Origin of the sequence: Chryseobacterium sp. HR92 (assembly GCF_045689405.1) — a bacterium.
In the GTDB taxonomy this organism is placed as follows: Bacteria; Bacteroidota; Bacteroidia; order Flavobacteriales; family Weeksellaceae; genus Chryseobacterium; species Chryseobacterium viscerum_A.
Genome location: NZ_CP139139.1, coordinates 1,671,163 through 1,685,817 on the forward strand (window position 1 = coordinate 1,671,163; position 14,655 = coordinate 1,685,817).

Consider the following 14,655-nt stretch of genomic DNA (forward strand, 5'->3'; position numbering starts at 1 on the left):
ACAACAATGGAAAATAATCATATAGATCAACAATTCAATGAAGCTTCTAAGCTATCAGAAGAGCCAACTGTTTTTCCTGGTTTTGAGAAAGTATGGGGGGAAATTGAAGAGAAATTAGATAAAAAAGAAAAGAAAAAGAGAACAATTCCTCTTTGGCTGCCCTATGGTATTGCTGCAAGTTTGATAATTGGTTTGGGAGCTTTTTACTTTATGAATAAAAAAGAGGTTGCAGAACCTTTAAAGCCAGTAATAGCAGAGAATACAACTTTAAGAGGTCCAATTAATAAAACAGATATTGCAAAAATAGACAGTACAATAAAGAATAATATCAGAAAAGAAGAATTGCCTGTATCTGTGCCTCTTCCTTTAGCACATCAATCTCCGCCAGTAGTAGTTATAACCCCATATCAACCTCATCCTACTTGTAGTTTACCACCAGTAGAAGCTCCTGATAGAATAATAACATCTTTACCAGAAATCTACAATGATACTTTAAAAACAAAAGATATTGAAGAAGTTGTAGTCATGGGATATTCAAAAACAGTTAAAAGTAAGGCAGCGTTATCATCTTCAACAGTGATGATTGCTTCCAGAGATAAAGCTCCCTTACATTCTCCGGTTGCAGTATCTTCATTGGCTGGAAGGGCTGCGGGGATAGAAGTCTCAGCCGGAATTAAAAAGACTGATGCAATATTAATCAGAGGTGCAAAAAGTATAGACGGCCGCTCTACGAATCCTCTATATATTGTTGATGGAGTTGTAATAGGTAGTGGGTCTGAATTTTTAAATACCCTGGATTCTAAAAAAATAAAAGAATTAAAAGTACTGAAAGGACTGGAAGCTACTGCATTGTATGGAAGCAAAGCTAACAACGGAGTTGTTGTAATTACCACAAAAGGATTATCCAGAACAGAAATAGAAAAACTCAAAAAAGTTTCCTCAGAAAGTGCTGAGAAAATATTGAAAGAACCTGAAGAACCTGAAAAAACACTTCCAAAAGCAGGCCAGCTGACAGCAGGAGAAGTGAACGATTTTTCTAAGTGGGATTATTGGAAAGATATTGCAGTTCCTACTTTAGATCAGTATAAAACTACATGGAAATTCTTTCCTGATAAAAGAGTTTCAGTTCAGTTGGTCAACAGAGACCGAAAGCCGGTAATAGGTGAAAAAGTAAAACTATTGGATGATAAGAAAAACATTATCTGGGAAGCTGTTTCAGATAATCTGGGTAATGCAGAATTATGGATATCACCAATGGCAGATGGCAACTCAGGTTCAGAGAAATATTATTTGTCCGATGGCTCAGGGCAGGTAATCAGCAGCAATATCAGGAATTTCAAAAGTGGACAAAACCTGATTGTCATGGATAAGCCCTGTCTGCAAAAACGTAGATTGGATCTCGCTTTTGTAGTGGATGCTACAGGCTCTATGGGGGATGAGATTTCTTATCTTCAGTCTGAACTTCTGGATGTGTTGAAAAAAATCGAAGGAAAGCTTAAAAATACAACTGTAAGGTATGGATCCGTTTTTTACAGAGATCTGGGGGATGAATATGTGACCCGGAAATTTGATTTTTCGGATAAAGCAGAAGATCTTATTGGATTTATTAAAAAACAAAGTGCAGGCGGTGGCGGAGATACACCGGAAGCTGTTGTAGAAGCCCTGAAAGTTTCTGTTGATGAGCTTAAATGGAGTAATGAAAACTCAACCAAAATAATGTTTTTAATTCTGGATGCACCACCACACCATTCGGAACAGAATATAAAGGAACTTTATAGTACAATAAAGGCTGCTGCAAAGAAAGGGATTACGATTATTCCACTGGCTGCCAGTGATACAGATAAGCAAACGGAATATCTGATGAGGACATTTGCTTTACTTACCAATGGTACCTATACATTCCTTACAGATGACAGTGGGATAGGAAACAGCCATATCAAACCAACCATAGATTCTTATGAAGTTGAAAAACTGAATGATTTACTATTAAGATTAATCCTTCAAAGAGCAGTTGTACCGGAATGCAGTACAGGGATTTTAAATGATCATATCAATAAAAAAATGGAGAAAGAAATTGAAAATCAGGTTGATAGTAAGACTGTTGTATTCCCAAACCCAACAAAAGGTCTGATGCAGATAAAAACAAGAAAATTAATTGACGAACTGTTTGTTTATGATCTCGCCGGAAAAATTATTATGAGAAAAGAAAAACTACCCGAAGGTAAAAATACAATTGATTTAACTTCTTATCCTCAAGGGATTTACCTTGTACGTATTCATACTAATGGTCTGTGGGAAACATTTAAGGTCATTAAAAACTAACATATTTAAAAAAGAAATTTCCCCGGAAGTTTCTTTTTTTATATTTTTAAACATACTAATAACTGATGAAAAAGAATTATTTGCTGTTGCTGCCGTTTACCATTACTTTATTACAGGCACAAAATTCACAATTGTATTATTCTGGAAAATTTTTAACATCCAAAGATAAAGAGCAGAATTTCTTAAAGGTTTATAATAAAAACAGTGGTATTTATGAACTGACTGATGAGAAAGGATTTGCCATTATTGCTGCGAAACCTTATGATACCCTTGTATGGAATCAAGGCAAAAATACTCATGTTATTTCTACCTATGAGCTTAAGGAATTAAAAGCTATTCTGGAAAATCAGACTGGCAATAGAAATGTCGAAAATATTTATAGTAAAACCTATGACAGCCTGGTTTCAAAAGAGATCAGAGATGATTTCAGTATTGAAAAAACAAAGACCCGTTTAAGTAAAAGGTCACATTCTTATTTTGAGAGAATCAGACAGTTAAAACCAAAAAATGACAGCCTTTATATTTTAAAAAGGCTCAACCAGAAAACATTACTTTTTAATGGGAGCTTTACCACATCCTTAGATATTAAAAACAGGAATGGGATTCCCGGAACTCAAAGCAAATATGTACAGGGAAGATCAGAAAATGGAAGTCTTGTCTGGAAAGGACCGGAAACCAACGAAATGTTCAGTTTTGGACCGGATATTTCTACCCTGGGGTTTGATGGACTGGCTTATGAATATGATCAGAACGGAAGACTGATTCCTTGGGTTGATGGAGTTCAGCATGCCAGAAAATATAATAACAGCCTTTTTAAAACAACGGTAGGGTACAATAACCAGTTGAATGTAAATGCTTTTATAAAAGAAGGTTACAATGAGAAAATCCGGCTGTCATTGAACCTTGGCCAGCAGAAGAACCAGATGTATTTTATAGATCAGTTTGATATTACCAACACTTTTAAAGCAAAGCTGAATACAGAGCTTAATGGATATTCAATTAATCTTGCTTTTAATTACGAACAAGAAAAAGCTACCAATACCAATAGAATAGGACTGTTCAACAGAGCCTATCAGAATTCATTGTTAACACCCATTTCTTTTTCAAATGAGCAAAATATCCTTCTGAATAATGGTTCACAAAGAAGTTACAGCAAAGATGCAGACAATCCCTCATTCCTTTTTGAACAGGATGACAAATACCGGTATCAGAATCGTGAAAGGCAGTTCAGTCTTAATGTTGGAAAAAGCTGGGGTAATTTTAAACTGAATATCAGCCAGTCTTATGAAAGTAACAATATCTGGAACCGGGATCAGTATAAACCTTCTGTTTATGGCTTCAGCAATGGAGTATTGAATGAAAGGATTCAAAACAACAGCTTATATCATTCCAATATATTGGGTTCCTATGCATTAGGGGATTATGATTTTAAAAATACGTTCAGTCTGAATTTTATCTTAAACGATAGAAAATCGGATGTTTATAACAGCTTTATCAATCAGAAATACCAATATCAGAGAACTTCGCAGGATCATATTTTTAATTATAATATGGATATCCGTGATTATGATTTTGAAGCTGGTTTTAATCTTGGAAATTCATTTTATATTTCTAATACATCCCTTAATAACAACTACTGGCTTCCCAAAGCTAATTTTTATGTAAAGTTCAATAACATTTTCAATTGGTATAATTACAGTTTTAAATTATTGGGAAGTTATACACAGCTGAGCACCGAGCCGGAAATTACAAGATCATATGCTTCTTATTCCACCACTTTATTGAATGCACAAAACTATAATCAATATTTCCCGGTACAGGAAGTGGAAAGCTTCAGAGGTTTATCCAATATCAATACAAAAGAATGGAAAGCGGGTGCCAGGCTTGACGTTAGTTATAATATAAGTCTGGAAGGAGAATATTTCAACAGAAAAAATACAGATGATATATTTCCTGTTTTTGAAAATAATCAGTTAAAATTAAAGAATATAGCAGATCATACCTACAGTGGATATGAATTCAATTTTGCCTATGACCGTTTGCGCCTTGGGGATGACTTTTACAGTATCCAGAAAGTGTCATTTTTCAAATATAAAGATATCGTAGACAAGATAGCTCCCGGCTATAAGAATATACCTGTTTCAGGATTTAAAGACATTTATAAAACCCTTACTGAAGGGCAGGCTTTGGGAGCTGTCATGGGGAGCTATTTTGAAAGAAATGTTGACGGGCAATTGATCATTGATGAGCTTGGATTCCCCAAAAAAGCAGAAGGAATGAAAATGATCGCAGACCCTACACCAGATTTCGTGATGAAATTTACTCATAGTTTTGCGTATAAAAATTTTTCCTTAGATATCAATTGGGAGTGGAAGAAAGGAGGACAGCTCTGGAACGGAACACAGGCTGTTCTTGATTATTATGGCCGTTCTTCCGACTCGGGAGAAGATAGAAATATCAAAAACTATGTTTTCCAGGGCGTGCAAGCAAATGGAACTGTAAACCAGATTCCTGTAGATTTCTATGATCCCAATCTGAATGTTCTGGAAACCCGATGGACAAGATATGGCTACCTGGGTGTGGCGGAAAACTATATTCAAAAGGCAGATTATGTAAGGATCAGCAATATTTCACTGTCTTCCAATTTTCCAATCAACTATGGCAAGCAGAATCTTAAACTTACTTTTTATGTAAATAATCTAATGCTTTGGCAGGCCAGTAAAGGAGCAGATCCCAATCAGAATTTTTATGATATGGATAATGGAAGAGGACTTGATTTTTTTAACCTTCCATCTTTTAAAACATTCGGATGTATTGTTTCACTCAAATTTTAACCCATGAATTTCAAGCTTATATCACCTTATATCATCTTGCTGAGCTTAGTATTGTCAACGGTTTTCCTAAAAGCACAGCAGCCATTTCAGGACTTTGAAAAAGAAAAGACCTACGTTCAGACCAATCATGTTTTTTATAAACCTGGTGAGGGAATGTATTTTAAAATATACGTTGTAAAAGGAAAAAGTAACCTTCCGGCAGAAGACAGCAGAATCGTTAATTTTGAAATTATTGATCCTGCAGGAAGTGTTTTGAAAAAAATGAAATATGAGATTACCAATGGATACGCCCAGGGTTATTTCTATTTTGATGAAGATATGAAAGGTGGAATTTATAAGATCAGAGCCTTTACCAACTGGATGCAGAATGAAGAAGGGAAAAATACCTTTGAGAAAGAAATTACCCTCCAGAAAATAGTCTCTCCAAGAATTTTAATGAAGCTGGATTTTCCTAAAAAAGGATACGGCCCGGGAGATGAGGTGACAGCCGATTTTTCAATGAGAAGCCTGAGTAACCTTCCGATTCCTTTTTATGAAGCAGATTATACGGTAATGACCAACGGGGAAACTGTTTCAGAAGGTAAAATTATTACAGATAAAGAAGGTAAAAATCAATTAAGCTTCAAGCTCCCGGAAATTTTGAAATCCTCTGATGCCCTTTTGAATATTAAAGTGAATTTTGACGGATTTACAGAATCTATTTCACGAAATATCCCAATAGTTCTGAATAATCTGGATGTGAAATTTTTGCCTGAAGGCGGAACTTTTATCAATGGAGTAGAGCAAAATATTGCCTTTAAAATTCTTGATGAATTTGAAAAACCTGTAGATGCTGTTCTTGCTGTTTACAATCAGAATCATAAAAAAATAAAAGAAATTCCAGCCTATAATTTTGGGATGGGAAGCTTCCGTTTTACGCCGGAAAAAGGAGAAATCTATTATGCAAAAGTGGTAAAGCCGGAAAACAGTACCCAGACTTTTAATTTCCCTGCCGCAAAAGATGAAGGGGTAGTTTTTAATATCCGGAATGAAAACAAAAAAGTAATTTTTACCCTCATTTCAACCGATGAAAAAACGATTACCCTGAAGGGAAATTTCCGCGGAAAAGAATTGTATACCAAAGATCTTCTGTTAAAAAAAGGCAGCAATTTATTGGAAATTAATGAAAAAGACTTCCCCACAGGAATCTGCAGATTTACCGTACTGGAAAACAATATTCCTCTTGCAGAACGTGTGGTTTTTACCAATAAAGAAAACAAATTGAATATAAAGGTTAAACCTGTAAAACAACATTATCTGCCGCGGGAAAAAGTAATTTTGGATATCGAAACCACTGATGAAAATAACAGACCTGTTCCTGCCAACCTTGGATTGAGCGTAGTGGATGATAAGCTCTGGACCTACGCTGATGACAAACAGAATCATATCATTTCCTGGCTTCTGATGGACTCCGAGTTGAAAGGGAAAATTGAAAAACCACAGTTTTATTTCGATAAAAAAGAAGAAAAAGCCGATAAAAGTTTAGATCTTGTTATGCTGACAAATGGTTACAGGTATTTCGAGTTTATCCCGGAAATTATTACAACCAATAAGTACAAGTTTCTTCCTGAAAAGAAAAATACAATCTACGGAGTGGTGGAAGATGAGCACAAAAAACCTGTAAATGCAGATGTTTTTCTTTTGAATACAGATAATAAAAAAATTCTTAAACAGACCGCTGCGGAAAATGGACGTTTTTATTTTTCAGATCTGAATGCGGACCATTCGTATAAAATTATAGCCAGATCTTCTCAGCCTAAACATACATTGAAAATCAGAATCTTGTCGTATAATCTGGATATTAATCCTTTAGTGAAGCAAAAGTTATCCAATATTGATGTAGAAGAAATTGTAAAAGAAGCTGAAAGAAAAGAAGTTATAAGAACAGAAAACAGAAATAATACCCAAACATTGAGCAAACCAGGTTTTTCAAAATCTGATACTATCCGGAATAAAAGGATTGAAGAAGTTGTTGTTTTAGGATACAATTTAAAAAGAGATAAAGCCGCGATTACTTCTGCAACGATAATGTCTTCGATGGAAATTCAGAATCCCAATGTAGCCTCATTATTAAGCGGAAAAGTTGCCGGATTAGTAATTACGCCGGCAGGACAGCCAGCAGCCAGTACACAGATAAGAATAAGGGGAACAGCGTCCATTACCAATAAGACTCCATTATTCATCGTTGATGGTACTCCCGTAGAAAACTTCAATACCACTATAAACCCGAATGATATCAATAGTATTGCAGTTCTCAAAGATGCTGCTGCTACCGCTATTTATGGAAGCAGGGCTGCAAACGGGGTTGTGATTATTAATTCATATAAAAATAACAGCTCAAAAATCAGCTTTGATATTACTCCGAAATCTTATGTTGCAATAGAAACGCTGCCTTACGGAAGACTTACTTCATATGCCGGATCAAGAACTTTTGTTTATCCGGAATATAAAACTACCAACACATCCTACCGGTTCGATTATAGGGAAGCACTTTATTGGAATCCCGTTGTAGAAACCGATAAAAATGGGAAGGCAAAAGTAGAGTTTTATAATTCAGATGCCAATTCTACTTTTAGAGTGATGACAGAAGGTATTTCTGCAACAGGGCTTTTGGGCAGAGATGAAACCACTTATGCTGCACAGAGCCTTATTTCACTGGATGCTAAAATTCCACAATATCTGACAAGAACGGACCAGATGATGATTCCTGTTGTTATTAAAAATAATTCTTCAGAAATACGGAAAATGACGATGGATGTTATTGTTCCCAATCATGTAAAACTGGTTCATTCTGACAGCTTAATTACCTTGAAACCATTGGAATCGGGAAGATTATTTGTCAAAATACAAACAGACGAGATTGTAGATTCCAACATTCAATTTACTATAAGATCCGGAGATTTCAGAGAAACGATGATTCTTCCGTTTAAAGTAGAAGAGAAAGGATTCCCACATAAGTTTTCCATCATTAATAATAAAACAGAAGATATCAAAATCACTATTCCGGAATACATTAACGGAAGTCTCTATTCATCATATTATGTATTCGAAAATACTGCTTTGAAGCTTTTTGAAGATCTGGAACAGTTGAAAAGAGAACCTTACGGATGCTTTGAACAACTTTCTTCAACGGTGTATCCTAATATTTTTATTCTGGATTATTTAAAATCAGATAAAAAAATAGATACAGCAACTGAGAATCTGGTGGTTAAAAATATGAAAAAAGGGTTCCAGAAAATGTTGAGTTATAAAAACAGAGACGGAGGTTTCGGGTATTTCAGCAGCGAAGAATCGGATGTGGCACTTTCTGCGTTTGCGCTATTAGAATTTACGGATTTAAAAAAGTATGTAACCCCGGATGCTAAGATCATTCAGGGACTTTCCTCATTCATTTTGTCTAAGAAAAATACAAACGGATTATTTGAAGTAAGAAGACCCTATGAATCAAAAAGGGATTTCTCGGAATATTCCTGGTCAAGAAATATGTATGTGCTGTATGCATTATCTAAGCTGGGTTTTAAAAATGAAATAGAAGATTCCTTTACAGTAATGATGAAAAGAGCTTTGGTTACAAAAGATTCTTATCAGCTGGCTTTACTTGCCAATGCTGCTGCTCAATTAGGAAAACAAAAGGAATATGATGATCTGATGAAAATATTGGACAAGCAGTATGAATCGAAAAATATAAAATCCAACATCACTTTTACAGGATCATGGGGAATGTCTGCAGATGCAGAAACTCTCTCGTTATATATTATGGCACTTCAGAAAGATGAAACACTGAATCAGTTGAAAATTGCCGAAGCAGCAGATCAACTCATTAATTTCAATGGATATTACGGGTTCGGTTCTACACAGGCTACAACACTCGCAATACAGGCATTGTCTGAGTTTTTCTCTAAAAACGGAAAACTATATGGAACTGAAAGGCCTGCCATCAAGATTAATCAGGCACAAATTTCACCTATGATGAGTCTTTCGTCAGCATTTAAAGCTGGAGAAAATAATATCAGTATTCATTATCCAACACAAAAAGGTCTGCCTTATAAATTAGAATATCAGTATTATACACTTCTGGCCCCGGAAAGCAAAGATATTCCTGTTACTATGGAAACAAAGCTAAAATCTGCGGTGTCCAGAGTGGGAGAGACCAACAGAATGACAGTGACCGTTAAAAATAAAATCAATGGCCAACTACCAATGACCATAGCGAAGATCGGTATCCCTGCAGGACTGACCTTACAAAATGCTTTGCTAAAAGATCTGATTGATAAAAAACAGATTTCTTATTATGAAATCTTTGACAATTATTTGGTTTTGTACTGGGAACATTTCAATGCTGAAGAGACAAAAACCATCAATCTGGATCTCAAAGTAGAATTTGCAGGAACTTATACCGGAAAATCAAGCAATGTATATCTCTACTACATGCCGGAAGCTAAACATTGGAATCAGGGTATAATTACTAAAATAGAACCTTAATTTTAAATTTTATAAACCCCAAACAGACATTCTCAGGGATGTCTGTTTTATTTTTAAAATTAATTTTCAAAAATTATTGAAAATTCAAAAAATATAATTACATTTGCTACAGAAATCTAAAAGGAAAACAAAATGCAACTTTCAGAAGCAAAAGAAAAATACATTCAGACCTGGGGAACCTTTGCTACCAATTGGGGAATCAACCGTACGATGGCACAGGTGCATGCACTGCTTTTGGCAAGCGGCAAACCCCTTTCTACAGACGAAGTAATGGAGCAGTTGGAGATTTCAAGAGGAAATGCCAATATGAATCTTCGTGCTTTGATAGACTGGGGAATCGTGAAAAAAGAGTTTGTGAAAGGCGATCGTAAAGAATATTTCGTAGCGGAGAAAGATGTCTGGTACTTATTCAAACAAATTACCAAGGAGCGCAGAAAAAGAGAAATAGAACCTGTGATTTCTTTTCTTGAAGAATTAAAGAATATCGAAGATAAAGATTCGGAAGAAGCTCAGGAATTTATCAAGCTGATGAATGACTTCAGTTCTGTAACCGGAAAAATTAATAATATTATGGATCTGGCAATAAAAAGTGATGACCACTGGCTGGTGGGGAAGATTACCAATCTGTTGAAATAGAAAAAGAAAGAGGATGAAAATCCTTTTTTATTTCAATTTAATTTTCAAAAATTACTGAAAATATAAAATTAATAATAATTATGAAAAATTTAATCATTCATTTATTCCTGATTATTTATTTCAGAAGAAAAGGATCACTTTAAAACCATTGCTGCCATGAAAACATTTGCAAAATATGATTATTACATTCAGTTATTCTTTATAATAATTGGGCCTCAGGCTTTTATATTTGGTGGTTTGTCTGGATTTGTTCTGTTTTATTTTATAGTAGGAATTCCTCAATTGATAAGTTTCCTGATCAAACTGTTTTTTAAAACAAAAAAGTCAGCGCTGTATATCGCGTATGGAATTGTAATAGTACCGGTCTGGATTATTGTAACCATCTTGTTTACAGAGAAACACATCAATGATTTTTTTTGGATATGTTTTAATGGCCGCTCTTTTATATAGCCCTGTGATGGCAGCGGCGTATGTTTATGACTGTTACACTACTTATGAACCTTATAAATCACAATTATGGAAACGCTCAAAAACCACACATTAATCTACGACAATGAATGTCCTATGTGTAATCTCTACTCCAAAGGTTTTACTAAATGCGGAATGCTGGATGAAGATGGAAGAGAAGCATTTACGGAACTTTCAGTGAAAAATAAAATACTGATAGACTTCAACCGTGCGAAAAATGAAATTGCTCTGGTAGATCACAACAAAAATGAAGTCGTTTACGGATTAGACAGTCTGCTCCTTATCATCGGTAACTCTTTTCCATTGTTGGCAAAAATTGCTCGGACAAAACCTCTGTATTGTTTTTTTCAAAAGCTGTATTCCTTTGTTTCTTACAATAGAAAACAGATTATTCCTTCCTCAAAAGATTATACAGAACAATCCTGTGTTCCGGATTTTAACCTGAAATACAGAATAGCATACATCAGTTTTGTTGTTGTTTTTTCAGCATACATCTTAAGTCAATTTTCTTTGAAGCTTGATTTTAATTTAGAACGAAATTTTCTAAGAGAATTTGCTGTTTGTCTTGGTCAGATCGTTTGGCAGACCCTCTTTTTAAAAAGCTATCTCAAAGATAAAATTTGGGATTATCTCGGAAATATGATGACTGTTTCCTTAATCGGGACTTTGCTTTTAATTCCTGCTCTGATAACCGATTTTACTCCTGTCTTTTATCTGGTATACTTTGGGATTGTAGTATTGATCATGTTTCTGGAACATATAAGAAGATGCAGAATACTAAAATTAAATTTTTTTCCAACCATTTCATGGATATTGTTTAGGATAACAGCGCTGGCTATTGTCATTCTGACAACCATTTAAAAAATTAAAAACATGAATCATCTTGAAATTATTAGAACCATAGAGTGGAAAGACCTAAAAAAACTTTCTCCAAAGGAAATACTGATTGAAAATAACATCAGTCTGCCATGGCTTTTTATTTCTTTGTTTTTAGCGTATAAAGGATATTATGGATTAGCATTGCCGTTCTCAGGTTTTTATTTCCTCACCGCATTGAGACAGGTACATAATGGCTTTCACAATTCATTAGGAACTGGAAAAAGGTTGACATGGTTGTCTTTATATCTTAATAGTCTTACCATGATGACCTCTATTCACGCCGTAAAATTCAATCACCTGAGACATCATAAATTTTGCCTCTCAGAAGAAGATTATGAAGGTAAATCTGCTTCTATGAAATGGTATCAAGCCATTCTGTATGGGCCCAAACATATGTTTCTGATTCATTGGATTACTTTTAAAAAAGCCAATAAAACCTATCGGAAGAATATGATGTTAGAGCTGGCGTCTATAACCATTCTTATAGCAGTAGTGTTTTATTTTCATATTTATTTCCTGATGTATCACATATTGATGATGGTTTTAGGCGAATTTCTAATGGCATTTTTTGCAGTGTGGACTGTTCATCACGATACCCACGAGCATCCTGATATCGCCAGAACACAGCGCGGATTCTGGAAGAATAAATTGAGTTTCAGTATGTTTTATCATATGGAACACCATCTTTTTCCTGCGGTGCCTACCATAAAGCTTCCAGAGCTTGCAGAAAGAATAGACAAAAAGCTTCCAGAATTAAACAAAAAACAAACCTTTTAAAAAATGTCAACAATCTATTTAAACACAGTCATCAAAGCAGATATTCACTATGTTTTTGACCTGGCAAGGAATATTGATCTGCATCAGCAGTCTACCTCAACATCTCATGAAAAAGCAATTGCAGGACGTACCTCTGGATTGATTGAAGAAAATGAAACCGTAACCTGGCGGGCAAAACACCTGGGAGTATATCAAAACCTCACAACAAAAATTGTCAGGATGGAAAAACCCGTTCAGTTCATTGATGTGATGCAGAAAGGAGCCTTCAAATCTATGCGACACCGTCATATTTTTAAAACGGTAAACGGAAAAACACTGATGACAGATGTTTTTGAATTTGAATCTCCGCTTGGCATCATTGGAAAATTATTTAATGCCATTTTTCTTACAGGATATCTCAGAAAATTTCTGATCAAAAGAAACGAAATGATCAAAACCATTGCAGAATCTTCTACCTGTGACGGAATAGCCATTTTTTAACCATAAAAAACAGATTGTAATGAACTTTTTAAAAGCAGAATGGCGAAAGCTGGCCATCATCAATTACGATATTGATCCTGATGTCTTATTGCCCTATTTACCCAAAGGAACAGAACTCGATTTTTATAATGGCAGATGCTATGTAAGCTTGGTGGGATTTATGTTTTTGAATTCAAAACTGTTGGGATTACCCATTCCTTTTCACCGAAATTTTGAAGAAGTAAACCTAAGATTTTATGTAAAAAAAGAAGAAAAAGGAGTTTGGAAAAGAGGAGTGGTATTTATCAAAGAGATTGTTCCCAAACCTGCATTAAGCCTGGTTGCAAATTCCATCTATAAAGAAAATTATCATACCATGCCGATGAAAAACCAGATTGATGAAAGTGGGGATGAGCTGCTGATCCGGTATTCATGGAAAGATAAAAGCTGGCATTCTATTCAGATTATGGCTGAGGCTATCGCAAAACCTATGGAAGAAAACTCAGAATTTGAATTTATCACAGAACATTATTTTGGCTTTACCAAAAAAGAAAATACAACCTCTGAATATGAAGTTTGCCACCCAAAATGGGATTGTTATACAGTAAAATACCACCAGTTGGAAATTGATTTTCAAAAAATCTATGGAAGTGATTTTTCCTTCCTGAATGATCAGCAACCCATTTCTGTAATGTTGGCAGAAGGATCAGAAATTCAAGTCAAAACCAAGAAATACATCAGCTAAAATAATAAGAGCAAAATACCTTCCTCCTTCCAAGACCGTCTGTGCAAATCTGTGAAATTTGTGGGCAAATCATAAACCTTGAACCCAAAACTTTAAACATTAAATCTCAAACAATGAAAATAATCATAGCCGGAGGAACCGGATTTCTTGGTGAAAACCTTGAAAAATACTTTACAGAAAAAGGAAATCAAGTCTACATCCTTACCCGTAATCCTAAACGTAAAAAGGAAATCTATTGGGATGCCCAAACGATAGGTAAATGGAAAAACAGCCTTGAAAAAGCAGATGTTCTGATCAATTTGACAGGAAAATCCGTCGACTGCCGTTATCATGAGAAAAATAAACAGGAAATCTATTCTTCAAGAATTGATAGTACAAGAATATTGCAAAGAGCAGTAGATCAATGTTCTGAAAAACCAAAAGTGTGGCTGAATGCCAGTTCTGCAACCATTTACGTTCATTCTGAAAAACATCTCAATACAGAAGAAAACGGAATTATAGGAGATGATTTTTCCATGAATATCTGCAAAAGCTGGGAGAAAGAATTCTTTGCCGTCCAAAATGAAGAAATACGAAAAATTGCTCTTCGTACCTCTATCGTTTTTGGAAATAATGGCGGTGCCTTTCCAAAACTTAAAATGATTACGAAGCTGGGCTTGGGAGGAAAACAGGGAAGAGGTAATCAGATGGTAAGCTGGATTCATATTGATGATTTTTGTAAAGCAGTAGAATGGATTATTCAACATGAGAATACGTCGGGCACGATCAATATAACGGCTCCAGCTCCGGTTTCCAATGAAAATATGATGAAAAAATTAAGAAAAGAATTGAAAATACCTTTTGGGCTCAATGCTCCTGTCTGGCAGTTGGAAATTGCATCTATATTCCTGGATACAGAAACCGAATTACTCTTAAAAAGCCGGAATGTTTATCCTGAAAGACTCATAAAAGATGGATTTCAGTTTTCCTATCCCGGATTTGATGAAGCTATTCTTAATCTCTTGGAATCCTAAT

At 35.0% G+C, this 14,655-nt stretch carries 9 protein-coding genes; all 9 read left to right on the top strand.

Annotated elements, in window-relative coordinates:
• The first annotated feature begins 6 nt into the window (after positions 1–6).
• The 9 genes from SFA27_RS07500 to SFA27_RS07540 all read left to right on the top strand — a co-directional run bounded on the left by SFA27_RS07500 (position 7) and on the right by SFA27_RS07540 (position 14,654).
• A complete protein-coding gene (locus tag SFA27_RS07500; protein WP_407297370.1) occupies positions 7–2,322 on the top strand; it encodes a T9SS type A sorting domain-containing protein in 2,316 nt (771 codons plus the stop codon).
• A 65-nt stretch (positions 2,323–2,387) separates the two neighbouring features.
• Positions 2,388–5,156: a hypothetical protein gene (locus SFA27_RS07505; protein ID WP_407297372.1), complete on the top strand. Its 2,769-nt coding sequence runs from the start codon at positions 2,388–2,390 to the stop codon at positions 5,154–5,156.
• A gap of 3 nt (positions 5,157–5,159) precedes the next feature.
• The gene (locus SFA27_RS07510) at positions 5,160–9,677 is read left to right on the top strand and encodes a TonB-dependent receptor plug domain-containing protein (RefSeq protein WP_407297374.1); all 4,518 of its coding nucleotides are present in this window, start codon (positions 5,160–5,162) and stop codon (positions 9,675–9,677) included.
• Between the two features lie 132 nt (positions 9,678–9,809).
• On the top strand, positions 9,810–10,313 hold the full coding sequence (locus SFA27_RS07515) for a GbsR/MarR family transcriptional regulator (RefSeq protein ID WP_034696386.1): 504 nt from the start codon (positions 9,810–9,812) through the stop codon (positions 10,311–10,313).
• Positions 10,314–10,829: 516 nt separating this feature from the next.
• Positions 10,830–11,642, top strand: a complete 813-nt coding sequence (locus SFA27_RS07520; RefSeq protein ID WP_407297376.1) for a DCC1-like thiol-disulfide oxidoreductase family protein — start codon at positions 10,830–10,832, stop codon at positions 11,640–11,642.
• Between the two features lie 12 nt (positions 11,643–11,654).
• Positions 11,655–12,437 (top strand): fatty acid desaturase, encoded by a 783-nt coding sequence (locus tag SFA27_RS07525; RefSeq protein WP_047378192.1) that lies wholly within the window; start codon positions 11,655–11,657, stop codon positions 12,435–12,437.
• A 3-nt stretch (positions 12,438–12,440) separates the two neighbouring features.
• Positions 12,441–12,917 (top strand): SRPBCC family protein, encoded by a 477-nt coding sequence (locus tag SFA27_RS07530; protein WP_264517447.1) that lies wholly within the window; start codon positions 12,441–12,443, stop codon positions 12,915–12,917.
• A 19-nt stretch (positions 12,918–12,936) separates the two neighbouring features.
• Positions 12,937–13,641, top strand: a complete 705-nt coding sequence (locus SFA27_RS07535) for a YqjF family protein (RefSeq protein WP_407297378.1) — start codon at positions 12,937–12,939, stop codon at positions 13,639–13,641.
• Between the two features lie 113 nt (positions 13,642–13,754).
• Positions 13,755–14,654, top strand: coding sequence for a TIGR01777 family oxidoreductase (locus tag SFA27_RS07540; protein ID WP_407297380.1), 900 nt, complete (start codon positions 13,755–13,757; stop codon positions 14,652–14,654).
• Position 14,655: the final 1 nt, after the last annotated feature.